This is a genomic window from Paraburkholderia sp. EG286B, assembly GCF_040965655.1.
Classification (GTDB): Bacteria; Pseudomonadota; Gammaproteobacteria; order Burkholderiales; family Burkholderiaceae; genus Paraburkholderia.
Map to the genome: position 1 here is coordinate 13,598 of NZ_JBFRCF010000027.1, position 25,314 is coordinate 38,911.

At 60.4% G+C, this 25,314-nt stretch carries 19 protein-coding genes and 5 pseudogenes; 17 read left to right on the top strand and 7 right to left on the bottom strand.

Annotated features, from left to right (window positions below; all coding sequences use genetic code 11):
• Nucleotides 1-652 precede the first annotated feature (652 nt).
• The 16 genes and pseudogenes from AB4Y42_RS36730 to hypE all read left to right on the top strand — a co-directional run.
• Nucleotides 653-1,403, top strand: a pseudogene (locus AB4Y42_RS36730) (IS5 family transposase); the annotation flags it as partial.
• A gap of 467 nt (nt 1,404-1,870) precedes the next feature.
• Nucleotides 1,871-3,010, top strand: coding sequence for a hydrogenase small subunit (locus tag AB4Y42_RS36735; protein WP_368696935.1), 1,140 nt, complete (start codon nt 1,871-1,873; stop codon nt 3,008-3,010).
• Nucleotides 3,007-4,864, top strand: a pseudogene (locus tag AB4Y42_RS36740) (nickel-dependent hydrogenase large subunit). Before AB4Y42_RS36735 ends, AB4Y42_RS36740 begins: the two are co-directional and overlap by 4 nt.
• A gap of 63 nt (nt 4,865-4,927) precedes the next feature.
• Nucleotides 4,928-5,632 (top strand): Ni/Fe-hydrogenase, b-type cytochrome subunit, encoded by a 705-nt coding sequence (gene cybH / locus AB4Y42_RS36745; RefSeq protein ID WP_368696936.1) that lies wholly within the window; start codon nt 4,928-4,930, stop codon nt 5,630-5,632.
• 7 nt (nt 5,633-5,639) lie between these two features.
• Nucleotides 5,640-6,302 carry a HyaD/HybD family hydrogenase maturation endopeptidase gene (locus AB4Y42_RS36750; protein ID WP_368692911.1) on the top strand — a complete coding sequence of 221 codons (663 nt, stop codon included), beginning with the start codon at nt 5,640-5,642 and terminating at the stop codon, nt 6,300-6,302.
• A gap of 8 nt (nt 6,303-6,310) precedes the next feature.
• Nucleotides 6,311-6,646, top strand: a complete 336-nt coding sequence (locus tag AB4Y42_RS36755; RefSeq protein WP_368692910.1) for a HypC/HybG/HupF family hydrogenase formation chaperone — start codon at nt 6,311-6,313, stop codon at nt 6,644-6,646.
• A 21-nt stretch (nt 6,647-6,667) separates the two neighbouring features.
• Nucleotides 6,668-6,859 carry a hypothetical protein gene (locus AB4Y42_RS36760; protein ID WP_368692909.1) on the top strand — a complete coding sequence of 64 codons (192 nt, stop codon included), beginning with the start codon at nt 6,668-6,670 and terminating at the stop codon, nt 6,857-6,859.
• Nucleotides 6,860-6,978: 119 nt separating this feature from the next.
• Nucleotides 6,979-7,920 carry a hydrogenase expression/formation protein gene (locus AB4Y42_RS36765; protein WP_368696937.1) on the top strand — a complete coding sequence of 314 codons (942 nt, stop codon included), beginning with the start codon at nt 6,979-6,981 and terminating at the stop codon, nt 7,918-7,920.
• Nucleotides 7,921-7,922: 2 nt separating this feature from the next.
• The gene (hybE, locus tag AB4Y42_RS36770) at nt 7,923-8,630 is read left to right on the top strand and encodes a [NiFe]-hydrogenase assembly chaperone HybE (RefSeq protein ID WP_368692907.1); all 708 of its coding nucleotides are present in this window, start codon (nt 7,923-7,925) and stop codon (nt 8,628-8,630) included.
• Nucleotides 8,627-9,694 carry a hydrogenase maturation factor HoxV/HupK gene (locus tag AB4Y42_RS36775; protein ID WP_368692906.1) on the top strand — a complete coding sequence of 356 codons (1,068 nt, stop codon included), beginning with the start codon at nt 8,627-8,629 and terminating at the stop codon, nt 9,692-9,694. The genes hybE and AB4Y42_RS36775 overlap by 4 nt, the downstream gene beginning before the upstream one ends.
• A 52-nt stretch (nt 9,695-9,746) precedes the next feature.
• Entirely contained in the window at nt 9,747-10,094 is a 348-nt protein-coding gene (locus tag AB4Y42_RS36780) for a hydrogenase maturation nickel metallochaperone HypA (RefSeq protein ID WP_368692905.1), read from the top strand.
• Between the two features lie 31 nt (nt 10,095-10,125).
• A complete protein-coding gene (gene hypB, locus AB4Y42_RS36785) occupies nt 10,126-11,106 on the top strand; it encodes a hydrogenase nickel incorporation protein HypB (RefSeq protein ID WP_368692904.1) in 981 nt (326 codons plus the stop codon).
• Nucleotides 11,103-12,278, top strand: coding sequence for a carbamoyltransferase HypF (locus AB4Y42_RS36790; protein ID WP_368692903.1), 1,176 nt, complete (start codon nt 11,103-11,105; stop codon nt 12,276-12,278). Before hypB ends, AB4Y42_RS36790 begins: the two co-directional genes overlap by 4 nt.
• A complete protein-coding gene (locus AB4Y42_RS36795) occupies nt 12,269-12,526 on the top strand; it encodes a HypC/HybG/HupF family hydrogenase formation chaperone (RefSeq protein ID WP_368692902.1) in 258 nt (85 codons plus the stop codon). Before AB4Y42_RS36790 ends, AB4Y42_RS36795 begins: the two co-directional genes overlap by 10 nt.
• Entirely contained in the window at nt 12,523-13,683 is a 1,161-nt protein-coding gene (hypD, locus tag AB4Y42_RS36800; RefSeq protein WP_368692901.1) for a hydrogenase formation protein HypD, read from the top strand. The genes AB4Y42_RS36795 and hypD overlap by 4 nt, the downstream gene beginning before the upstream one ends.
• On the top strand, nt 13,656-14,732 hold the full coding sequence (gene hypE, locus AB4Y42_RS36805; RefSeq protein ID WP_368692900.1) for a hydrogenase expression/formation protein HypE: 1,077 nt from the start codon (nt 13,656-13,658) through the stop codon (nt 14,730-14,732). The genes hypD and hypE overlap by 28 nt, the downstream gene beginning before the upstream one ends.
• 188 nt (nt 14,733-14,920) lie before the next feature.
• On the opposite strand, the pseudogene AB4Y42_RS36810 reads toward hypE, so the two are convergent.
• From AB4Y42_RS36810 to AB4Y42_RS36825, 4 genes and pseudogenes are all read right to left on the bottom strand, one after another.
• Nucleotides 14,921-15,265: pseudogene (locus AB4Y42_RS36810) on the bottom strand (DDE-type integrase/transposase/recombinase); the annotation flags it as partial.
• A gap of 385 nt (nt 15,266-15,650) precedes the next feature.
• Nucleotides 15,651-16,418 (bottom strand): glycosyl hydrolase, encoded by a 768-nt coding sequence (locus AB4Y42_RS36815; protein WP_368696938.1) that lies wholly within the window; start codon nt 16,416-16,418, stop codon nt 15,651-15,653.
• A gap of 102 nt (nt 16,419-16,520) precedes the next feature.
• Nucleotides 16,521-17,378: a sterol desaturase family protein gene (locus AB4Y42_RS36820; RefSeq protein ID WP_368692898.1), complete on the bottom strand. Its 858-nt coding sequence runs from the start codon at nt 17,376-17,378 to the stop codon at nt 16,521-16,523.
• 525 nt (nt 17,379-17,903) lie between these two features.
• Nucleotides 17,904-18,986 (bottom strand): annotated as a pseudogene (locus AB4Y42_RS36825) (IS630 family transposase).
• A 115-nt stretch (nt 18,987-19,101) separates the two neighbouring features.
• On the opposite strand from AB4Y42_RS36825, the pseudogene AB4Y42_RS36830 reads away from it, so the two are divergent.
• Nucleotides 19,102-20,149: pseudogene (locus AB4Y42_RS36830) on the top strand (IS630 family transposase).
• 583 nt (nt 20,150-20,732) lie between these two features.
• Here the strand turns inward: AB4Y42_RS36830 and AB4Y42_RS36835 are convergent.
• The 3 genes from AB4Y42_RS36835 to AB4Y42_RS36845 all read right to left on the bottom strand — a co-directional run bounded on the left by AB4Y42_RS36835 (nt 20,733) and on the right by AB4Y42_RS36845 (nt 25,224).
• Complete coding sequence (locus tag AB4Y42_RS36835; RefSeq protein ID WP_368692662.1) at nt 20,733-22,088, bottom strand: carboxyl transferase domain-containing protein; 1,356 nt, start codon at nt 22,086-22,088, stop codon at nt 20,733-20,735.
• A 71-nt stretch (nt 22,089-22,159) separates the two neighbouring features.
• A complete protein-coding gene (locus tag AB4Y42_RS36840) occupies nt 22,160-23,500 on the bottom strand; it encodes an amidase family protein (RefSeq protein ID WP_368692663.1) in 1,341 nt (446 codons plus the stop codon).
• 35 nt (nt 23,501-23,535) lie between these two features.
• Nucleotides 23,536-25,224, bottom strand: coding sequence for an NAD(P)/FAD-dependent oxidoreductase (locus AB4Y42_RS36845; RefSeq protein ID WP_368696939.1), 1,689 nt, complete (start codon nt 25,222-25,224; stop codon nt 23,536-23,538).
• Nucleotides 25,225-25,314: the final 90 nt, after the last annotated feature.

Consider the following 25,314-nt stretch of genomic DNA (forward strand, 5'->3'; position numbering starts at 1 on the left):
CCCCTTGAGAACGCAAGATCAATGCCCAATCCGCGGCGTTTCTTTCTTGGCGGCCGCGGCGAAAAACTGAGAGTCGCGGCGGAGCGAAAGGGGAACCAAAATTGCGCAAGTTTAACGAGTAGGACTTGTACCACCGCGCGCACAGCATGGCCGCATCCACTGGGTGACGACAGCGTTTGAGCACCGTGGCGGCGCTCGGAAACGGCATCTTCTTCGGTATCGCCGTTTATGTGGTCATCAAGATGCGGGGGGCGAATCTTACCGCAACGCAGCGCCCTATCGCGACACTGCATTGAGATGGTAAGCCCGCAGCTGTCGAGGTTCCACGACGATGAGTGACTTCGGCCGTAAAGGCCCATTGATGGTTTTGTCCAGCACGGCCCACACTATGCACACAAGCGGACAATGAGCATCGAGTTGATAAGCGTCCGGCGAAGTTAAGTGGTCGTTGCGACATAACCGCCGCCTTAATTCTCCGTTGTCGCGGCAACCGCAGTGTTGCATATTCGACGTTGTCGGATATGCAACATCTCCCAGCGCACGAATGCGTACTTCACGCAACGCTGATCAAGTCGACCGCAGAGCTACTGCGAGCGTTATAGATCGGGGTGGACCCGGAGGACAGAACAGGGTGAAGCCGCCGACGCTGTCGATGGCCGCCGATGAAGGTGCGGCTTTCGAGACGCATCACAAACGGACGCGACGTGATGAGTTTCTCGCGATGAACGCAGTTTCGCAGTTTCGCCGTGTCGGCTGAGCTTTGCGCACTGGTCGAGCCGTATTATCCGAGGTGCGGCAATGGCCGCCCGCCGATTGACCGGGAGCGCATGCTGCGCCTTCATTTTATCCAGCACTGCTTGAACCTGGCCGATTTCGCTTGTGAAGACGCTCTTTACGTTAGTGCCAGGTTGCGTCGCTTTGCGAGAATCTGGACTGGGAGGCAGTACCGGACGTCACCACACTGCTGAAATTTCGCCGTCTTCTTGAAACCCTCAAGCTGAGGTGAGAAATTGATTGCCGAAGTCGGCCGGGTGACGAACCGCATGAAACTCAGGAGCGTCACGGTCGTGGATGCCACCATCATCGGTGCGCCAATATTCGAGGTAGCATGAGCAGAACTCGTGCGCCCCCCCAAATGCATCAGATGCGCAAAGACAAGCAATGGTACTTCGGCGCGAAGCTATACATCGACGAGGACAGCCAGCGTGGCCCGGTGCACAGCGTAGTGCTCGCGCCGGCCAACGTGCATCCGCTGCCGCAATTGCTACACGGCCAGGAGCGGAAGGTCTACGCTGACAGCCCTTACGCCAGCCAGAAGGCTAATCCACAGCAAAGCACCGCAGGCGCACGGCTTCACGAAGCAGCGCACCCACCGCGCGTGTGAAGTCCATACGGTTCCACAATGCCAACACGTCGCAAATTCGGCGACTTTTTCAGCCTAGCCTCAACGTGACAACGCCGACATATGTCGTCGAGAATTGGACAAACAAGACAGGCACCCCAAGAATTTATCGAGCTTTCTCGGCAATTTTTCTAGTTTCACGCCGTGCGAAAAGGTGGCGCATAGGTTGATTCCTGAACCTCCAGATATTTTGCTTCGTTCTGTGAAAATCCTGTACTGGCTGACCTCTGTTAGCCGAACGGCCCGTCGCCACTACGAGAAGGTTTTGTCGGCGCAGCACCGTAGTCCCTCCCGCCTCCACCTCAATCACGGCAAGCGCCGCGGAATATTTTTTTCTTTAGGGACCCGCGACACGAAGCCGGCACGAATCTTGTTATTTTCAGAACGCATCACCGACAGTGAGACGACCCGAAGTCGCGGTCGTATATGCCAGCGTCGCAGGGCCGAACGCGATCAAGGGACCACATAGTGATCGAAACGTTTTATGAAGTCATGCGACGCCAAGGGATCTCGCGCCGTAGCTTCCTCAAATTCTGCTCGCTGACGACGACGTTGCTCGGCCTCGGACCTGCGTTCATGCCGAAGATTGTCCACGCAATGGAGACCAAGCTTCGCACGCCGGTGCTCTGGCTACACGGACTCGAATGCACCTGCTGCTCAGAGTCGTTCATCCGCTCGGCGCACCCGCTTGCGAAGGACGTCGTGCTTTCAATGATCTCGCTCGACTACGACGACCTGTTGATGGCTGCCGCGGGACACCAGGCCGAGGCGGTCCTTGAAGACGTGATGACGAAGTACCGTGGCAACTACATCCTTGCCGTCGAAGGCAATCCGCCGCTGAATCAAGACGGCATGAGCTGCATTATTGGCGGAAAGCCATTCGTCGATCAGTTGCGCCGTGTGTCGAAGGACGCGAGGGCTGTGATCTCGTGGGGGTCGTGCGCGTCGTGGGGCTGCGTGCAGGCGGCAAAGCCGAACCCGACGCAGGCGGTGCCAATCCACAAGGTGATCACCGACAAGGCGATCATCAAGGTTCCAGGCTGCCCGCCGATCGCCGAGGTGATGACGGGCGTCGTTACCTACATGCTCACGTTCGACCGGATACCGGAATTGGATCGCCAAGGCCGTCCGAAAATGTTTTACAGCCAGCGTGTTCACGACAAGTGCTACCGCCGTCCGCATTTCGACGCGGGCCAGTTCGTCGAGTCGTGGGACGACGAAGCGGCACGGCGCGGCTACTGCCTCTACAAGGTCGGCTGCAAGGGCCCGACGACATACAACGCCTGCTCGACCGTGCGTTGGAACGGCGGCACGAGCTTCCCCATTCAGGCGGGCCACGGCTGCTTCGGTTGCTCTGAGGAAGGATTCTGGGATAAGGGCTCCTTCTACGATCGGCTCACGCGGATCGATCAGTTCGGAGTCGAAGCGAACGCCGACAAGATCGGCGCGACCGCGGCCGTCGTGGTGGGCGCCGCCACTGCTGCGCATGCAGCCGCTTCGGCAATTCAGCACGCCAGGTCGAAGCAGGGCTCAATGGACGACCGCGACGGAGAACAGCTATACCCCGCGTCGGGGTGCAGCCGAAGCCGCAAAGGAAAGCAACCATGACCGCCATTTCGAACCCAGGGTTTCAGCTCGGTAAGAACGGACGCCGCATCGTCGTCGATCCGGTCACACGCATAGAAGGCCATATGCGAGTCGAGGTCAATGTTGATTCGAACAACGTGATCCGCAACGCCGTTTCCAGCGGCACCATGTGGCGCGGGCTTGAAGTAATTCTCAAGGGGCGCGACCCGCGCGACGCATGGGCGTTCGTCGAGCGCATCTGCGGCGTATGCACGGGATGTCACGCGCTCGCCTCGGTGCGCGCCGTCGAGGACGCGCTCGACATCCGCATTCCGCCCAACGCGTACCTGATCCGCGAGATCATGTCGAAGACATTGCAAGTGCAGGACCACGTGGTGCACTTCTATCACCTGCACGCGCTCGACTGGGTCGACGTGTTGTCGGCGCTCAAGGCCGACCCCAAGCTCACGTCCGAGTTGCAACAGCGCATCTCGCCCGCGCATCCGATGTCGTCACCGGGCTATTTCCGCAATGTGCAGACGCGTCTGCGCAAGTTCATCGAAAGCGGCCAGCTCGGTCCGTTCATGAACGGCTACTGGGGCAACCCCGCGTACGTGCTGCCGCCGGAAGCGAATCTGATGGCCGTGACGCACTACCTCGAAGCGCTCGACATGCAAAAGGAGTGGGTCAAGATCCACGCGATCTTCGGCGGCAAGAATCCGCACCCGAACTACCTCGTGGGGGGGCGTGCCTTGCGCGATCAATATCGGCAACGACCTAGCGGCCGGCGCCCCCATCAACATGGAGCGCCTGAATTTCGTCAAGTCGCTCATCGACGAAGCGATCACTTTCTGCCGCAACGTATATGTGCCCGATCTGCTTGCGATCGGCACGATCTACAAGGCACGCGGCTGGCTGCATGGCGGCGGCCTGGCCGCGACCAACGTGATGGACTACGGCGCGTATCCGCTCGTCAACTACAACCCATCGACCAACCAGATGCCAGGCGGAGCCATCATCAACGGCGACTGGAACACGCTCCTGCCAGTTGATCCGCGCGACCCCGAGCAAGTGCAGGAGTTCGTCGCCCACTCCTGGTATCAATACCCTGACAACTACCGCGGGCTGCATCCCTGGGACGGCATTACCGAACCGCACTACGAGCTCGGACCCAACACGAAGGGCACGCGCACCGCAATCGAGTCGATCGACGAGAGCGCGAAGTACTCGTGGATCAAGTCGCCGCGCTGGCGCGGGCACGCGATGGAAGTCGGACCGCTCGCGCGCTACATCCTCGGCTACGCACACGCGGAGCAGAGCAATCCGCATTGCGGCCGTATGAAGGAACAGATCGAGGCCTCCCTCCTTGCAGTGAACCAGGGCATGCCAAAGCTGCTCGGCTTGCCGGAAAGCTCGCTTGGCGTGAAGCAACTGCTGCCGACCACCATCGGCCGCACGCTCGCCCGCGCGCTTGAAGCGGAGTATTGCTCCGAGATGATGGCGGACGACTGGCAAAGCCTCTTGAAAAACATCCGCAACGGCGACACCTCGACAGCGAACCTTGACAAGTGGGATCCTTCGACGTGGCCAGCCGAGGCGAAGGGCGTGGGCGCGGTCGCCGCGCCGCGCGGCGCGCTCGGCCACTGGATCCGGATCAAGAACGGTCGCATTGAGAATTACCAGTGCGTCGTTCCGAGCACTTGGAACGGCGGCCCGCGCGACGCGAAAGGGCAGATTGGCGCGTTCGAAGCGAGCCTCATGGACATGCCCGTGGCGAATGTCGAGCAGCCCGTCGAGATCCTGCGCTCGCTGCATTCGTTCGACCCTTGCATGGCGTGCTCGACGCACGTGATGAACGCGGACGGTGCGGAAATGACCGCCGTGACTGTGCGCTAACCCCACTAGGCCGCCACAGCGCCTGCGCTCACCGACGCCGCGCGGCACGCAAGGATGATGACGATGCAATCGTATTCTCGACGCGAAAAGGCGGCCGACTTTGTTTCGCCCACCGAGGCGATTTACGTGTACGAAGCGCCGGTACGCGTCTGGCACTGGATCAACGCAGTGTCGATCGTGGTGCTGGCGTTGACCGGCGATTTTATCGGCTCCCCCCTTCCCACACAGCCCGGCGAGGCGAGCGCGAATTTTCTGATGGGCTATATCCGGTTTGCGCATTTCACCGCGGGCTACCTGTTCGCAATCGGACTTGTGGGCCGCGCGTATTGGGCGATTGTCGGCAATCGCCATGCGCGCGAAATGTTCTGGGTGCCGGTATTCTCGCGCGAGTACTGGCTGGACATGCTCACCATGCTGCGTTACTACTTGTTCCTCGGACCCACGCCGCGCCAGCTCAGCGGGCACAATCCGTTATCGCGATTCGCGATGTTCTTCGTGTTCCTGCTGATCTCACTCTTCATGATCGTGACCGGTTTCGCACTGTATGGCGAAGGCGCGCAGGCCGACTCTTGGCAACAGATTGCGTTTGGCCAGGTATCCACGCTGATCGGCCAGTCGCAGAGCGTGCACACGTGGCATCGCCTCGGCATGTGGGCGATCCTGATGTTCGTGATCGTGCATGTCTATATGGCGATCCGCGAAGACGTCATGGGGCGCCAGAACATGGTCGGCACGATGATATCGGGCTACCGTACCTTCAGGAAGTGAGGTTGCAATGCTGATTTGTGCACAAACCGCCGCGCCTGCCATCGTCGTACTCGGCATCGGCAACTTGCTGTGGGCCGACGAGGGTTTTGGCGTGCGCTGCATTGAGGCGCTTGAGCAGCACTTTGAGTTCGCCCCGCACGTGAGCCTCATAGACGGCGGCACGCAAGGGCTGTGTCTGGTCCAGTACGTCCAGGCCACCGACAGTCTGCTCATTTTCGACGCGGTCGATTACGGTCTCGCGCCGGGCACGCTGAAGATCGTTGAGAATGACGATGTACCGGCGTTCCTCGGCGTGCGCAAGATAAGCCTGCACCAGACCGGCTTCCAGGAGGTGCTGATGCTCGCGCGCCTGACAGGCCGGTATCCACGCCGCGTGCTGCTGATCGGCTGCCAGCCGGACGAAGTGGCCGATTTCGGCGGCAGCCTGCGACCCGCCGTTAAAGCGTCGCTCGAGCGCGCGCTCGAACTTGGCCTCGAGCGCCTTGCCGCATGGGGCGGAAAGCCCACGCCGCGCCACACCCCGTTACATGCCGACGATGCGGTCACGCTGCCACATCTCGCGCTTTCGCGCTACGAAGGCGAGCGGCCCAGCGAGGCCGATGCGTGCCGCACCGGCGACGAGCGCGTGCTGCAGCGCATGCGCCGCGAGGAGACGCCGTCGTGTGTATAGGCGTGCCGATGCGGGTGATCGAGGTGCAGGGCTTGCAGGCGCTGTGCCACGGACGCGACGGGCACCGCCGGATCGACACTTCGCTGGTTGGTCCATGCAGCGCCGGCGAATGGCTGCTGGTCTTTCTCGACACGGCGCGCGAGAAGCTCGACGGGACACGCGCGGCAGAAATCGACGCGACGCTCTCGCTCGTGGAACTGGCGCTGGAGGGAGACGCCGCCATGGCCCGAGCGAGCTCGCATTTTGAAATGCCGTCCGACCTCGGCGTGGACGATCTAGCCCGGTTGACCTCCAGCGCGCAACCGACGCATGGCCGTCACGGGTCTTCCGAGCAATCGACATGACAAATACGAACGGTATCGCGCTTGACGCGACGCCCGTGGCAGCGGCTAACCGATGGCAGACACGCCGTGTCCGTGGACGAACGAAAGGTAGACGACTGGATTGCGTACGGCGGCGAATGCGTAGCGCTGCTCGGGGCCGACGCGGTGCACTTTCCCGAATTCCTCGACGTGGCCATGATGCTGCCCGAACTCGCGCGCCGCGTGTGGCGGTGATCCACGTTGCTGTGTCTGCGCGACGGCGCTTATGTCACGAGGCTCTCCAGTATGACGGACTGGGATGACTACGTGGCAAACGTCGCACATGCGCTCGGGCAACCGACTACGCGGATGCCATGGGTCGGCATTCCCGGTCACGCCGTCGGCGCTTCGCCCGGCTGTCACGAATTGTCAACCAATTCTTGGGGTCGTTGATCGTGTCCATGAGTCCATTTCCCATTCCCGTCGCGCCTTTCGGCCCGGGCAACCAGGCCGAGAGCGACGCGGTGCTCGACTATCTGCCGATGCCGCAAGGCATGCGCATCTATGTGGCGCCGACGCTGCCTGAGCGCTGTGATGCGTGGGCACTCGACGCCGCGCGCGGCGTGCTTCGCGACGTATTGGGCGTACTGGCGGCATACGAACCTGGCACGCCGCCCGAAACCATCGATCTGACGCCGTACGATCCGGTAACGTTGCGCATTCTCAACGACGTGCTGGGCGAGGGCGAGGTCAGCGCGCGCGTCGACGACGCGCAGCGGAGCGGCGGGCTGATCCAGGAGACCGTGTTTGCCGGCCTGTGGTGCGTAGTCGAGCAGAATGGCGCGGGCCCGATCGACCGCCTCGAAATCGGCGCGGCCCCCGCGATGCTTGCCCGGCCCGAACACCCGGCGCAGCCGATGATGCCATTGCCGGACATGCTCCCGCTCGACGTGATGAACGCGCCGTCGATCCTGAGCGAGGTACGCGATTCCGTCGCGCGCTGGCGCGCCGGGGATGCGCCCCACATCGTCAACCTAACGCTCCTGCCGTTGTCGCCGGGGGATCAGCGACTGATCGACGCCGTGCTGGGCGAAGGCGCGGTACAGATATTGTCGCGCGGCTACGGAAAATGCCGAGTGTGCAGCACGGCGATCGCGAACTGCTGGCGTGTTGCATATTTCAACTCGCAGGACATGCTGATTCTGAACACGATCGAGATCACCGATCTGCCAGAGGTCGTGCGCGCCGCGCCAGAAGACCTCGCGGATTCGCGCGAGCGCTTGACCCAGTTGATCGAGTGGGTGGGTGAGGCGTGACGATGGACCAGCGAACGAAGCAATTCGAAGACTGCCATCTCGGCGCCAGCAGCCGAATCGAGGCGCACACGTGCCTCGAATGCAAGATCTGCTGGTGGATCCACCATCCCGAACAAGGCGACCCGGTCTTGCAGATTCCGCCGCACGCGACGTTCGTGGCGCTTCAGGCGCACTGGCGCTGCCGCGTTTACGGCCGCGCGCCGGATCAGTTCATGGTTCTTGTGGGACGCGGATTGACCGTGCGTGCAATCCAGCGGGAGGTCATACACGGCGATCCAAGGGTGGCTACGCTGGTCGCGCACTTCGAGACGGCCGCAACCAGTGCGATGCCTGACATGCCGGTCGTGAAACTCGCCTTGCGCATCGAGGGGACCGGCTTCGGGCCGATGCCCGGCGAGACCGGGGCCCGATGCGGTCGGTTCGGGATGCCGATCACGCCGTTGTCCATGAGGCCCCTATCGTTACCCGGCGCGATGCAGGACTCGGTGCAATGTCCGCGGCAGGCCGGCAAAGCGCGCGTGCGTCTAGGCGACGTCGATTTCAAATGGCTCGGCGCGCACGCGCAAGACGTCGGAGCCTATGCGTGCTGCTCGCTTTTTTTGCCGATGCTCGAATTCGCCGGACAGAAGAGCGCCACATCGGGCGGTGTCCCGCGCGTGTCGCGTCATTCGCTCCTGCTGCGGCCGGGCGCGTTAGGGAGCGCTCCATGAACGCGGCGATGCTGGCGACCTTGGCCGCACAGTACCGGGTGCGCCCCGGCCGGCACGACTGCATCGCGGGCGGGCGCCCACCACTCGCCGCCGCGCTGCTGCGCGGGCAACCGGTAGCAACCGCTGCGGCGCGGCTGTCGGCGCTCTTCTCGTTGTGCGGACTCGCGCATAGGCTCTGCGCAGAACTTGCCGTCGACGCAGCGGGCGCTTCAGTGGAGCACAAAAGCGACGGTGTGACCGACACCGCTCACGCCGCAATGCTCATGCGTGAGACGCTCGCCGTGCATCTTCGCTGCATGTGGACCGACTGGCCGGTACGGCTCGCCGCCGCCGCGCCGCATACGCTGCCCGACTTCGACTCGGTTGATTCCTCCGACTGGCTGGAGCGGCACGTTCTGGGCATGCCTGCGCAAAAGTGGCTAGCGCACTGGACGGACGATCCGCGTGGCTACTTAGCGGCCTGGAGCGCGCGAGCCGCGACGTTCCCGGCCCGGTTGCTGGCAGCCTGCCGCGCACACGCCGATACGATGCGCGCTACGCCGCGGCCGCTCATCATCGACGAAACGCGGTTAAGCGAACTGGCCGTGGCGATTGCCGAGAGTCCGGTCTTCGCGCACGCGCCCGTACAACGCGGCCTGCCTGCGGAGACCGGCGTGTGGACACGTAGCGACGATCCGCGTGCGCTGGAATACGACACGCCTTGGCTGCGGATTGGCGCGCGCGTCGCGGAGGTGGCGCGGCTGGCAGCGGGCGATGGCGGGCCAAGTGCGCTTCGCTTTGGCGCGCTGACGTGCGCGCCCGGCGAGGCGCTCAGTTGGTGCGAGATGTCGCGCGGCGTGCTGCTCCATTGGGTGCGCCTCGCGCCAGACGATGCGGCGCGCATCGAGGATTATCGCGTGGTCGCGCCGACTGAGTGGAACTTCCACGGCCAAGGCACGCTCGCGCAAGCCTTGTCGCGGCTGGACCCGGCGTGCGGCGATGGAACGTTCGCCGCGCGAGTAGGCGCGTGGATGGGCGCGTTCGATCCGTGTGCCGCCTATGTGGTCGACACGGACGGCGCGTGAGCACCAGGATCGAGACAAGGCCCCGAATACTGAGCTGAATGGAAGCCAAGGTATGCATGAAGTAAGTCTGGCCGGCGGCGTGCTTGCGTTGGTCGAAGCGGCCGCGGAGCGTGAGAGCTTTGTCCGCGTGAAGGTGCTGAGGCTTGAAGTCGGGCGCCTCGCTGGCGTCGATGTCGAGACGCTGCGCTTTGCCCTCAAAGCGATCGCGCCCGGCACCTGCCTTTGCAGCGCACGGGTCGAGATCGACGAACCCTCGGGAAGCGCGTGGTGCATGAACTGCAACGCGACCGTGGCGCTGGCCACGCGGGGCGCCCCCTGCGCGCACTGCGGCGGCTACTGGCTCCAGCCGAACGGCGGCACAGAGTTGCGCATCGTCGATCTGGTCGTCGACGATGCCTGACAATCATCGGATTAGCGCAAGGAGAAGCAACATGTGCATAGTATGCGGGTGCATCACCACCGGCGATCGGCAAAACACCGCTCAGGGACACGAGTGCGCGCATGCGCAGGGCCAGTCCGACACTCATTCCCGCTCCTACCGGACGCCATCGGGCAAAGACCTGCACTACGGGCTCGGGCCCGCGGGCTTCACGGTGCCCGGCCTAGACCAGGGCCGCACCATCAAGCTCGAGCACGACGTGCTGGGCGAGAACAATCGCCATGCCGCCGTCAACCGGCGGCACTTCGCGCAGCATGGCGTGCGTGCGCTCAATCTCGTGTCGAGCCCGGGCTCGGGGAAAACGACCCTGCTGTGTGCGTCGATCGCCGCGCTGCGCGAGCGTATGCCGAGCTTGCCCATCGGCGTGATCGAGGGCGACCAGCAGACGGCAAACGACGCAGAGCGTATCCGCGCGGCCGGTGCGCCCGCGATCCAGGTGAACACGGGAAAGGGCTGCCATCTCGACGCCGCGATGGTCGCCGCGGCCTTCGGACGGCTGCCGTTGCACGATCATCGCCTTTACCATGAGCACAAGGACGAGCGTGAACACGTGCCGCTAACGCCCGACACCCCGTGCAGCGTGCTCTTCATCGAGAACGTAGGCAACCTCGTCTGCCCCGCGCTGTGGGACCTCGGCGAGGAGGCGAAGGTCGCGATCATCTCGGTAACGGAGGGCGAAGATAAGCCGCTCAAGTATCCCGACATGTTCGCCGCCGCGCGCCTCATGATAGTCAACAAGGTCGACTTGCTGCCCTATGTACAGTTCGACGTCGAGCAGTGCATCGCGTATGCGCGCCGCGTGAATCCGTCCCTCGAAGTGATCTGGCTTTCGGCCACAACCGGCGAAGGCCTCGATGCGTGGCTCGACTGGATCACGAGTGCACGCGACTCGATTGCCGAGCGCATTAGCGTGCTGGAGAACAAGCTTGCGGCGCAGCGCGCGCAAAAGCATCGCGCCGGAGGCGAGGCATGACGGCGCGTGTGCAGAACCTGCCGCATACCCTCGGCGAGCGGACGGTGCTCGCCACCGGCGCATGGCTGAAGAACGCTGCGTGCCTGTGCATCGGCGGCGACGTTCACTGGTCGATGCTGCACGGTGATCTCGACGATCTGGAGCACTGTGTGGCACTCGACGCATCGGTGGCGGCGCTTGTTGAGACCGCCGAGCGCGCGGGGCAGCCCGTGCGCACGATCGCGCACGATCTGCATCCCGACTTCTACAGCACGCGCGTCGCGCTCGAATGGGGTGAGCGGCTCGGCGTGCCGACCGTCGGCGTCCAGCATCATCACGCGCATATTGGCGCGGTTGCGGCCGAGCAAGGGCTGCGCGAGCCCGTGATCGGCCTCGCGCTCGACGGCGTAGGCTTCGGCACGGACGGCGCCGCATGGGGCGGTGAGCTGCTGGAGGTGGCGCCCGCCTGCTGGCAGCGCCTCGGCAGTCTCACGCCGCTCGCGCTGCCCGGCGGCGACGTCGCGGCGCGCGAGCCTTGGCGAATGGCCGCCGCCGCCCTGCACGCGCTCGGGCGCAGCGGCGAAATCGGGCCGCGGCTCTCGGCCGTCGTGGGCGCGACCGCGGCGCGCACGGTCGGCGCCATGCTCGCGCACGGCCTCAATTGCCCGCCTAGCACCGGTGCGGGTCGCTGGTTCGATGCGGCGGCGGGACTGCTCGGCGTGTGCCTGCGCCAGCGCGCCGAATCCGAGGCGGCCATCGCGCTCGAAAGGCTCGCGAGCGGCTACCTCGTCGCGCACGAGGCCCCCGATGTGGCGGGCCTGTGGCGAATCGCGGACAACGGCGAGCTCGACCTTCGTCCGCTCCTCGTCAAGTTGCTCATGCTCGCGGACGCCGGCGAAGCCGCGTGCGGTGCGGCCGTCTTTCATGTTGCGCTGGCCGAGGCGCTCGCCCAATGGGCCGCGCTTGCCGCGCAGGGGCGCGCCGTTCTGTTTGGCGGCGGCTGCTTTGCTAATCGGCTGCTCACCGCGCATCTACGAGAGTCGCTCGCGGCGCACGGCGTGCACACCCTCATGCCCGACACGGTGCCCTGCGGCGACGCCGGGCTAGCGCTTGGCCAGGCTTGGGTTGCCACATATGGTCCGCAGATGTTGTCCATGCCTACGACGGCACGAGGAGTCAGTCCATGTGTCTAGCCATGCCGGCACAGCTCATCGACCGGTCCGACGCCGAAACAGGCGTCGTCGATTTCGGGGGCGTTCGAAAGACGGTCTCACTCGCGCTCGTGCCCGACGTGCGCCCAGGGGACTTCGTGATCGTGCATGTCGGCTTCGCGCTTGGCGTGATCGACCCCGAAGAGGCCGAGCGCACGCTCGCGCTGTTCAGCGAGGTCGCTCGGTCGCTTGGCGACGCGCCCATCGTCCAGTCCGGAACGGCGCAATGAAGTACGTCGACGAATTCCGCGACGACGAACTCGCCGCGCGTATTGCTGGGCGCATTCAGGCGGAGACGCTGACCGAACGCCGTTATCACTTCATGGAGTTCTGCGGCGGTCACACGCACGCCATTTCCCGGTTCGGCATCGCTGATCTTCTACCCGGTAACGTGTTGATGATCCACGGTCCCGGCTGCCCTGTTTGCGTGTTGCCGCTTGGGCGCATCGATCTCGCGATTCGCCTCGCGCTCGAACACGACGTGATCCTCTGCACGTATGGCGACACGATACGCGTGCCTGCCTCGTGCGGTCTATCGCTCCAGCGGGCCAAGGCGCGCGGGGCGGACATCCGCCTTGTGTATTCGCCGCACGACGCGCTGCGCATCGCGCGCGAGCATCCGGAACGCGAGGTCGTCTTTTTCGCAATCGGCTTTGAGACCACTACGCCGCCTACCGCGCTCGTCGTTAGCGAAGCGGCGGACTGCGGCGCGGAGAACTTTAGCGTGCTGTGCTGCCATGTACTCACGCCCGCGGCGATGACACATCTGCTCGCCGAGCCGTCTGTCGACGCGAACGCGGTGCTGCTCGACGGCTTCGTCGGTCCCGCGCACGTGAGTGTTGTGATCGGCTCCGCGTCTTACGAGGCCTTCGCGCAGAGGTATCGCAAGCCGGTCGTGATTGCCGGGTTCGAGCCGCTCGACGTGCTGCAGGCGATCCTCATGCTGGTGCGTCAGGTCAACGATGGCCGCGCGGAGGTCGAGAACGAGTTCGCGCGCGCCGTCACGCGCGCGGGCAACGCTGCCGCGCAGGCGCTCATGCAGGAGGTGTTCGAAACGCGGGAGTCGTTCGAGTGGCGCGGCCTGGGCGAGGTCCCATTGAGCGGGCTGCGCATTCGCCCGAAGTACGCGCGCTACGACGCCGAAGTCCGCTATGAGCTCGTCTACCGGCCCGTCGCCGATCACCGCAAATGCGAGTGCGGGGCGATCCTGCGGGGGCTAATACATCCGCGCGACTGCACAATGTTCGGCACGGTCTGCACGCCCGAGAATCCCATGGGCTCGTGCATGGTGTCCAGCGAGGGCTCATGCGCCGCGCATTATTCTTATGGTCGCTTTAAGGACATTCGAGTCGTCGAAGCATGCGCCCAGTCCACACATCCCCGGTGAAGTCCGCCTACGTGCGACCCCTAAACTTTCGCGACGGCCGCATCGACATGGGCCACGGCGCGGGTGGCCGCGCATCGGCGCAATTGACCCGCGAGCTGTTCGTCGCAACCTTCGATAACGAATGGCTGCGCCAAGGCAACGACCAGGCCACCTTCGCGCATCTCGCACCCGGGCCCGGCGAGCGCATGGTGATGACCACCGACGCGCACGTCGTCTCGCCGCTTTTCTTTCCCGGCGGCGACATCGGCAGCCTCGCCGTGCACGGCACCGTCAACGACATCGCGATGGCGGGCGCACGGCCTTCGTATCTCAGCGCGAGCTTTATCCTGGAGGAGGGCCTCCCGCTGGCGGATCTGCTCCGCATCGTCGAGTCAATGGCTGCTGCGTCGCGCGCTTGCGGCGCTCCAATCGTGACGGGCGACACCAAGGTCGTCGAGCGCGGCAAGGGCGATGCCGTGTTCATCACCACGACCGGGATCGGCGTCGTGCCCTCGGGCATTCACGTTGATGGCGCGCAGGCGCGGCCCGGCGACGTTGTGCTGCTCTCGGGCACTCTCGGCGAGCACGGCGTGGCGATCATGTCGCAACGCGAGGGCCTAAGCTTCGACACGGAGATCCGTTCGGACAGCGCCGCGCTGCACACGCTCGTGGCGGACATGGTTGCCGTCGCGCCCGGTGTGCGCGTTCTGCGCGACCCGACTCGCGGCGGACTGGCCACCACCCTCAACGAGATCGCCAGCCAGTCGGGCGTCGGGATGCGCATTCAGGAGCGCGCAATTCCCGTGCTGCCGCAAGTCGATGCGGCGTGTGAACTGCTCGGCCTCGATCCGCTTTATGTCGCCAACGAAGGCAAGCTAGTTGCAATCTGCGCAAGCGTCGACGCGCCGCAACTGCTCGCCGCGATGCGCGCACATCCGTTGGGCGCGGCGGCGGTTTGCATCGGTGAGGTGGTCGCGGACGCCCACGGCTTCGTGCAGATCGAGACGAAATTCGGCGGACGGCGCATCGTCGACTGGCTTACAGGCGAGCAACTGCCGCGGATCTGCTGATCCGTTCGTGGCGATAGTGATCGGGAGACTGAGAGTGCTTTCGGATAGTCAGGTCTCCCAGTCCCGCCCTCGCTGCAGCAGCCGTCGACCGCGCCCGTCGTCGACGCTACGCTACATTCAGACTCTATTACAAGGCGTTGTCACGTTAAGGTATTCGAGACGCAAGAGCGCACAGGACGTACATTTGTTCAGAAATTGGACGGATCTTGGGCGAGCCCAGTGAATCGATGCCATCCGGCAAAGCGTGCGGCGAGCTGTTTGCGATAGAGTGATGCACGCAGCAAATGTCGCTCAAGCGCGAAGTGCTGGCGAAGCGGACCGAAGCTCGATAAGAACGCTTGTGCGCGATCAGGATCGCGGAAGCCACGCATCCGGCGTTCGCGCTCACGCGTAGGTTGATGGCTGTTTTCGGCGCGGTTTTTCACCCGGGCACTGGCTTTGACGACGACGTGTTTGATGTTTGCCAGTTCTGGAATTTCGCCCCTCGCGGCCGGATAGCTGCACAACTGATCGGTGACAATCCTTCGTGGCGCGTCGGCGTTTACGGATCGAAAATTTCGTCCGCACCCTCGGTGGCTCAAAATTCAGTCGGCGCGGACAATGCCTTGAGACACTCGTGCATCTTAAGAGGTCGGTGACCTACCGTTGAACCGCTATCTGAGATCGATTGAGGTGTCACCGGTCGTCTGGCAGAAAACGCAACCGCTCCTACGCAACCGACGACGATGCCGGGACAGTGTTTCAGATGCCTACCCGCAGAAGGGATGCTCCTGCTCCTGCATCCCCGCACGGATCGCTTGACGTCAATGAAACTTTCGCCGTTGGGCAGAACAACGGTCATTCCGGCTGGCCTGTTCCGGGAAGTCTGCATTACCGGCGGATACACATATATCCACGCGAGGACGGGAGGCGCCGATATCATTCGGTGGTGACGGAGAAGTTTTTGGACGCGAAGGGCAGACCGCCAGGCGACGATGTTATCTCGAAGCCATACTGAACATCGCCAAGCACGACGTCATCGAAATAATTCCGCGACTTGAGGTAATTCATGAACGCCAGCACGTCGAGCTTGGCATGGTCGGTCTTTTCTGTGCGAAGAAACGAATAGACCGTGTTACTGCCGTTGCTGCCCACGTATACATTCCAGTAACCGCCCGACAACTGGACATCTTTCTGCATTGGGATCGCGCAGCCGGAAAACGTCCAGTTCGCAGAAATCGGTTTGACGTTGCCGCAGCCATCAGGGGATCCGGTATAGTTGAGCCAGACCATGATTTCGTGCGCCTTGTTTCCGGCCCAGATATCGAAAGTCGATTCCCAAGCGCCGCTAGAAGGAGTGATCGCTGAGACGACAGCAGTCAGCGACTTAAGCGAACTGAGGGACTTGTTGACGGCGTATCCGATGTGCGGATAGGCCTTGATGTGGCCGGTGTCGGGTTGATTTGAATAGACGCCCCAGTCAAGGTTGCTGTTGGCCCAGATTGTCTGCTCGCCTGCGGCGACGCCTTGGCAGGGCGCCCAGACGTCATTGTTGAACGTGTAGCTACCGTAGGAGCTAGAGGCAAAAAGGAGATTGGACGGATAGCAGGACGAGGTTTCGGGCGAAGTTGCAGACCAAGTCTCGGCCTGTGCTTCTGCACTGCAAACCATCAAAGCTGTGGCGGCACAGCCGGCGAGGAATGGCATTCGCTGCATAAGCTTGCTGTCTCCTATAGGGTGGGTGATGTCAGTCGAGATTGGTCTCCCTTGGCTTTTAGCAGCGATATGAGCGGTAAAATTGCCGAACTGTCAGTCACCCATCCTATTGCCACTTTTGACTGACGGCCGAAGCCAGCGGCGTTGGTCAAACGGGAACAGAACGTAGTCGCGAACCGTATGCGGTTCCGGTTGGTTGCGAAGACCAACTTCCGGCCATTCCTCTTTTACCGGCCAGTATGCCGTGCGAAAAACCGTGTCCCAGATGGTGGTGAAGAACCCGTAGTTTTGGTGCCGGTGATGCGACTCCATTGAGTGGTGAATGCGGTGAAACTGGTTATCGCCGATGATGTATCGGAGCGGCCCGAGATTCACACGGGTGCTCGAGTGAGAAAGATGCGCCTGAAAACTAATTAGCGTCATGGCAACCGCGGGCGCGACACCGGACTTGAAGTGGATTAGCGCGAGTGGCAGTGCTACAAACATCGCGTAAACAATCGGTTCGGAAATGTGATGATTACAGTTCCATGCGGTCAACTCGCGGATCGAGTGATGAGTCGCATGCAAGCGCCACAGGAACGGAATTGCGTGCTGTGCGCGGTGCATCCAGTAGTAAAAGAAGTCGCCGGCAATTGCAACCAGAACGCTAGAAAGAACTGCCATAAACACCCCTACAATCGTGTTTCCGGAATGGAGCAACGCCTCAAAATCGACAGTCAGGAGTGGTTTCACACCTAACCATTGCAGCCCCATAGCGTAAAGGTGCCAGATTAATGCACCACAACCAATGCGGATTATCCAGTTCCGCGCGCCCCGAATGTATGACGAAAAACTGTAACGGTAGGCCGGGAAGATCAGCTCGAGTACGACGCAGACGTTAGCGAAGACCATCACGAGCTCAAATGAGTTCACGAAGAACAAGGCCATCTGATCAATATCGACAACGTGCATTCATTTGCTCCGGCGAATCGGCGTTTTATGCGCGAGCCTAGGTTAAAGCAGTACTCATCAGCCGGTTGCCTGATAGCTGTCAACTGTCGGTTCACACGTCCGAGAGTATTTGGTCCGGCGCGTCCGATAAATGCCGGCTCGGCATGCCATTCGAAGTGCGCGCGGTGGTGCACGGGATGCACCTAGCTGATCAAGCAACATCAGTACCGTAGTTACTTCAACTATAACGGTGACGACTACACAGCAGGATCTAGTATGCGTCGCTCCGCGCCATTGCGAAAATAGATTGTTTGGATGGGAAGCATCCGCATTCTAAATGCCGTTTGCGCTTCAGTCGTAAGTAAGTACTGCCGGCATCACAACTGATTTGTCTCAGGAGTTGATTGCCACATTCACCGACCCAACTCTTCTACGGACATGACGCCAATCTGATCGCGGTCGACAGTCCTTGCTATGCCGTCGCAGTGGGATCGGCGTGGAACGAAATCCACAGCGGGGAGTTCGTCTCTCTGGGACATCTGGGCACTAGTGTTCCGTCCCAGAAATAACTTTGCATAGCCGAGCCACTTTCTGGAGAATTGAATCGGCGGTCGCGGTCCATACGAACGGCCGGCCGTGTTGGTTGTACTGCTCGATATATCGCTCGATGCTGGTGATGAGTTGACGCACGTTCCTGAACGACCCTCGACGGATCGCCTGCTGCGTAATCAGGCCAAACCAGCGTTCAACCTGATTCAGCCAGCTTGAGTAGGTCGGCGTGAAGTGCATGTGGTAGCGCGTATGCCTGGCCAGCCACGCCCTGACCTTGGGATGCTTGTGTGTCGCATAGTTGTCGACGATCAGATGCACATCGAGATCGGCAGGCACCGCCTGATCCACATGCCTGAGAAACGCCAGGAATTCCTGATGTCGGTGGCGCGGCTTACATTGCGCAATAACTTCACCCGTTGCCGTATTGAGCGCGGCGAACAGAGTGGTAGTGCCGTGCCGGACGTAATCATGCGTCACTCCCTCGAGACAGCCCAACCCCATTGGCAACATCGGCTGCGTACGCTCCAGCGCCTGGCACTGGCTCTTCTCGTCGACGCACAGCACCAGGGCATTGGTCGGGGGGCTCAGGTACGGCCCGACGATATTGCGCACCTTCTCCACGAATTAGGGATCATTAGACAGCTTGAAGCTTTTTGACCGATGAGGCTGTACGCCGAACAACGACAGATATCGGGCCACCGAACTCTTCAAAATCCCTGTCTGCGCAGCAGCGGAGCGCACGCTCCAGTGCGTTGCCCCGTCCGGCTTCTCATGCAGTATCCTCGCCAGCAATTCCGCAACTGCTTCATCGTCATGCGTGCGAGGCCGGCCTGGACGGGCTTCATCATGCAGACCGGCAAGTCCATGGGCAACAAACCGCTTCTTCCAGTGCGTAATTGCCGGCGGTGTTACTTCGCACTGCGTTGCAATTTCTTGACTCGTATGGCCGTCAGCGGCCATCAAGACAATCTTTGCCCTGCGCACCAGAGAGTGCGGCAGCGAACGCGAGCGGCTCATTGACAGCAATTGTTCTCGCTCCAGTTCCGACACGACAACCTCGATTCCTTTGCGTCCCATGATCGCCTCCAACTCATCGTGATTCGATCATAGAACAATCTGAATTTACGTAAAGTTATTTCTGGGACACAACACTGTCCAGTGAACCAATGAAATTGCACTGATCTAATAGTGCATGGGCAAAATGAATCTGAGTGAAACCGAGCGCGAAGACCTGATGTCGATGCAGCGCAGCCGCACAATGGCCGTTGGCGAGGTGAGGCGTGCGCGGTTGATCCTGCTGCTCGACGAAGGAGCCTCGCGTGCGGCGATCATGGCCGAATTGCGATGCGATTCGCGTTTCATCACAACGTGGCAATCGCGTTTCGCCAGTGAACGTGTACGGCAGACATCCAGGCCGTGCGCCGCGACCTGACCTCGCGGGCCTTGAAGCGAGAGTGCTCGACTACACGCTGCGACGCAAGCCGGCCGACGGCTCGACGCACTGGAGCAGCCGCAAACTGGCGGCACAGCTGGGCATGGCCTTCATGACCGTGCAACGTATCTGGCGCAAGCACGACATTCGGCCACGTCGTCTCGATACGCACATGGTGTCCAACGATCCTGACTTTGAGACCAAGGCCGCCGATGTGATCGGGCTGTACCTTAATCCGCCGTTGCATGCGGCGGTGTTCTGCGTGGACGAGAAGACAGCCATCCAGGCGCTGGATCGCAAGGACCGGATGTTGCCGCTCTCGCCCGGGCGTGCCGAGAGTCATGGCTTTGAATACAAACGCAACGGCACCGTGAGCCTGTTCGCGGCATTGAATGTCGCCACCGGCGAAGTGCTGGGCAAAACCGCGCCGCGCCATACCAGCGCCCAGCTTGTTGCGTTCCTCACCGAGGTAGTATCGGCGCAGCCACGCGGAAAGGAGATTCACGTGATATGTGACAACGTGAGCAGCCATAAAACCGCCGCTGTTCAAATATTTCTGGCCGACCATCCGAAGGTCTCGATACATTACACGCCCACGTATTCGTCATGGCTGAATCAGGTCGAGAACTGGTTTGCCCGCATCCAGCGCGACGTCATTGCGCGTGGCGTATTCACCAGCACCAGGGATCTCGACAAAAAGCTCATGCGGTACATACGTCAATACAATAAGCAGGCACTCCCATTGAAATGGAAGTACTCCGATCCATCGCGGAGAATCCGGTGCAATTCATCTGGTTCAACGGACTAGGAGACGCGAGAAATGACAGCTAGCATTCAACGATTTGATTTTCCCGCCCCACATCATAATTGAGCGGATGGCCAAGTGCGGAATAACCGACGGTCGCTTGTTGAAGGCGTCCTGTATGGTCCAGCAAAGTGGTGTACTCGGGGCGGTAATGGCCGAAGTCCCGGTGCTGCACCGATAACGCCGACGATCAGCGGCTGATAGCAAATTCGCTGGCACGCGCGACGGTCTTCGCAACGTTGTCCCCGACAGGCGATCGGGTGAAACAGGGGCATACGCAAATTACCGATATGATGCACGAACTTGAACATGGCAACGTACGTGGAACGTCGCGAGGGCAGTAAGGCGCAGGCGCGAAACTTGACGTGGGCACCTGAGTTTCTGAGACCATCTTCCAAATTCTGCGGCCGCAGTCTAGTTCTCTGCACGGGTAAACGATCACGTATCGCTGATTGCGCATCGACAGAGCCTCGATTTTGCTGAAACCTTCAGAAGGCTGAGGGCTTTTGATGGTGCAAAACGGTCCTCTTCGAGGCGCCATTGCGCGCGGTCGTACGCTAAAATCTTCCGTGAGGAAGAGACTGCGTCACGTCGGGAACAGATATCTGACAACCTGTTGTCTAGTTTCTTCAATCTCTATTACGTCTGTAATCAGGCCATTAGCCTTCAACAGATTGGGATTCTGGATCTCGTCCGATAGCTTCCGCATCGTGTCTCTAGTAGCGCCGTCAGCGCCAGATATCACTTTGCTCATTGTCTCTGGACTAAAAACGCCGATGTGTGCCTGCGGATACGCCAGCACGGCTATTGGATCGAATCCGGGACCGCTCATCGCATACACACCGCCGGTGTAGGCTTTTCGGACGACGAGCAGTAGCTTAGGCACGTGGCATCTGACATGTGCTCTGAACAACTCCGCCGCTGCCAAAAATATGCCGCTATTTTCAGCTTCCCTGCCTATCATGAACCCGGGAATGTCGGCAAGGAAGATGATTGGCATGCTGGTTTTTGCAGCAATGTTTATCATTTTTGCCATCTTGGCCGCGGATTTTCGGTGGATGGCGCCGCTACTGAATCGCGGGTTGTTTGCCACGATCGCCGCGAAATGTCCCTTGACGCGCGCATAGCCTGTCAATGCTTCTTGTGCGTATTCGGCGTTTGTCTCAGTGAAGCTGCCTTTGTCGACAAAAGAGAGCAGCAAATGATGCATGTCGTAGGGTGTGCGGTGATCGGGTGGAATCAGATTTTCAAAATCGACTGCATCGGGTTCCTGATATTCGAGCATGGCCGGCGCCTTGTCTTTGACGAGGCAGCGCAGAAAATCTCTTACGCATTCGAATAGACGGCGTTCATCTTCGAACGCGAGATGAACTGACCCTGAGCCCCTGCAGTGAACGTCTGTTCCGCCAAGCGAATACAGATCCGACTGCTCAGCCAGCATCGCCTTCACCATATCCGGACGGCCCATACATAGGGCCCCTTTGCTAGTCATCAACACCAGATCGGCGAGCATGATCGGAAGAGCCAATGGGCCTGACGTCGGTCCAAGTATTGCTGAGATCAGCAGATTGGTCTCTGCTAACTCTGCGAGCGACGCGCTGACCCTGCCCATACCTATTGGAGACAAAAGCAATCTCGACATATCCGATGAAATTACCTTCGTTGTATCGAAACTGCCCACCTCTCCCGGATGATCCTGTATGTAGATCAACGGAGCCCGCTGGTCCCGGGCCTGAGTCACTGTGCTTATGATTTGCTCGGCGGTGCGCCATTGTCCGGTTGCCTTGAACATACAGTCTTGACCACGATTCATGACCAGAAACGACTTGACCGAATTGATCAGTCCCTCGCCGCAGAGGAAGTGGGATTCCGCTTTTGGATCATGGTCCACAAAGCTACCCGCGTCAAAAAGCATGCTTATTCTTTGCAACGAAATCTGCATGAAGTGTTTACCTCGGAGCGGTGTGTGATCGTTTGGAAGTCCAGCGCCAGCGCGGCGGAAAGTCGCGTACGCTACGAAGCAAGAATCTCTTCCGCAGCGGCTGCCATCAGGAGGAGCCGGCGGTCTTGGCCGCGTGCGGCATCAAGGCTCAATCCCACGGGTAATGCATCGTTCGGCGCTACAGGCAAGGTAATGGAGGGCATTGCGACATTGCTGGCGAGGTCGGTGTTCCGAATCACGTCGGCGAACAGTCCTGGACGCTCCGCATCGCTAACGTGAGGAATGGTGAGCGGGACAGTGGGATAAGCGAGAAAATCGATCCCTCGAGCGTTGAGCAGCGCATTCATTTGCAGCCGCAAGGCGCTAACGTTCTGCACTGCGGCGGAATAGTCTTTTGCGGAGATCAGATTTCCGTCAAGTTGTTGATGAATGATGCTCCTTACGCGCTTGTCATGGATGTTCTCGAACACAGCATTAACCCTGCTTCCCCATCCAAGCGAGAGCAGTGCGCGTGGAAAGTCCGTAAAAAATTCGTAAACCGGAATGGTAAAAGTGCCGAACTTACTTAATTCGGAAACAACTGCGTCATCGAGGTCGACGCACTGAAATCCTGCGCGAGTGAGACGCCTGATCGCCCGCCAGCAGTGATCCAGAACGTCATCATCCACGTCGTTCCACATGGAGTTTGGAAGACCGATTCGGCAGCGAGTATCTGTTTGTTTTGACGGGATTTGTCTATCGGAACTCAGCAAGTCATACAGAAACAAAGCGTCTTTCGCTGTCCGCGTCAGGAGGCCCGGTGAGTCCTTCGTGCGTGAAACCGGAATGATTCCGGTTGAAGACCACCGGCCACTTGTTGGTCTGAAACCCGCTATGCCGCAAAAGGCCGCGGGTATCCTCACCGAGCCACCAGTGTCGGTTCCGATCGCCATCGGGACAATACCGGCTGCCACAGCTGCGGCGCAGCCACCGCTGCTTCCGCCGGACAAATGGCCCGGAGCCACCGGATTACCCACGGTTCCCCAATGAGGATTGACGGACGTGATTCCAAAGCTCAGTTCATGCATGTTGTTCTTGCCGGCGACGACGGCGCCGAGAGATTTGAGTTTTCTGACCAAAAGTGCGTCGCGAGTGGCTATACAATCTTCCATGCCCGGTGTCCCGGCGGTTACAGGGAGTCCCTTGACGCAGATATTGTCTTTTGTAGAAAAAGGAATGCCGTAGAGTGGCGCACCTCTCAGAGTGTCATTCGCTCTCGCAAAGTGCGCCTCCGGGCTGCGAGCACGTATGAAACAGTTTAGATGCGTCTGGCGAGCGTCAGCGTTCAGTGCGTGGTCCCGGATTTCTTCCGCTATAACTGCTCCCGACCTTACGAGGTCGCAAAGCGATTCAAGAGTGTTTTGAAAATACATAAATTTTTGCAGGTGGGAGGTCTGAGCGCGCGATTTTAGTAGCAGTAGGCACTGCGTATTTCGTCAAGAGGGTTGCCAGGTAAAAGATCTCCGCCGACGCTACGTATAACGGCGCATGCGCTGTTGATCGCTGTCTGCACGGCTCCCTCAATCCACCCACCGGTGAAAGAACAGCCGCATCCTGCCAGGTAGAGCCCTGTATCGCTTGCTGGATCGTTTGCCGTCTGGAATTGAAAAAACAGACGCTGCGAATAGACATCCTCACCTGGGTAGTTGAGCTTGAAGGCGCCGCACGAATGAGGATCGGTTAGCCAGTCATGGTGGAGGACGCAGTGTTCATAGTCCTCATCTGCAGGGATTAGGTGACGCGCAAGTTCTGGATGGAAGGTAGACAGGTCGTCGACTAAGCACTCGCACCGCTCTCTTTTGTCTGAAACACTCAACAACTTATGAGCGTCGTCCTCCCAAGTATAGCTGAGCAAAACCACACCCCGGCCATCTGGGTTGTGAGGTTCGTAGTCAAGGCAGTATACGCCTCGTGCGAAGCTGTCAGACTGGATGGTGACGGGAAGTTTCTTGTTTATCCAGAACTTGTCTCGGGTGAGCATGAAGAGCTTTGACGATCCGGTCAGATGGGTTTCTCTGACCGCTCTTGATACGTCGCGGCTGAGAAAGGTTTCGTCATCTGTCAAGCCATGAACCATCTGCATCGCCCTGTTGTTGCTGGTGACGATCAACCGGTCAAACGTCGCAATTTCTTCTTCGTCGGTCATGAGCTTGATCTCTGCACCTTCCTTGTAGATGCGACCGACGCCGCTAAAGCGAACCCGTTCGGCGACCGTGCTTCCACAAATATTCTCGCCTGCAATGCGTTCAGACAACGTTGAAATTCCACACGAGACGAGGCGTTGATCGTCCATGTAACCGTTAATGACGAGACGCAGAATCTCGGTGAATCCGGCCTGAAAGACAGGAAGAAAACCACCCGAGCCAATCCCAAGAGATCCAAACAATTCGAAGTCGTATGGTCTTTCCCACGCAGTACCTCCAGGTGGGCAAGGACCCGTGAAAATGGTGATCATGGCGGCATAGAACGAACTGTCGCGAAATAAATCCAGCCATCTTTGCCACGCGGCGCGTGCCTCTCTAAAACGCTGTGCTTTCAACATCGCCGTAATTTCGGCCGGCGCGACGAGAGATATGCCGTTGATCACGCATCCATCCCGCAGAAGGGCTCTCCAGCCTTCGTGTACACGCCTGAATAGAGGCGGCGGCGGATCTCCGGCCGGCCAAATATGGCGAACGCCCCGATAATGCAGCTCCGTATTAACGACTCCAGGGTCGGGGAACGATGCTGTGGTGGGAATATCGTACCGGTCAAGGTAATGAAAAAGACCGGTCGCACTTGGAGGAAACCGCATTGCGCCCATTTCGGCGATGAGATGTGGGTGCTCCGAGTCAAACGCCTGTGACCACAACCTGCCGCCAATCCGATCGCGAGCTTCAAACACAGTGACGTCGCCTATACCTGCTCGCATTAGTTCGCTAGCAGCAAGAAGGCCGCTGATGCCTGCCCCCACGATAGCAACGCGTGGACTTTCGATATTCGAGGAAAGCGTCCCGATTGCCCCTGCAGATGCGCCCCGCTCCAAAAACGGAGCATAGTCATACAGCAAATCGACGGTCGGCGATAGGCCTTTAGAAGGCAAAACGCAGTTTTTCATGGATTCTCTCCTGTAATGGCAATGCATCGAGGCGAAAGTCGATGATGGCGGGGAAGTGACGCACGAATCTCGATAGAACAGGTCGAGATC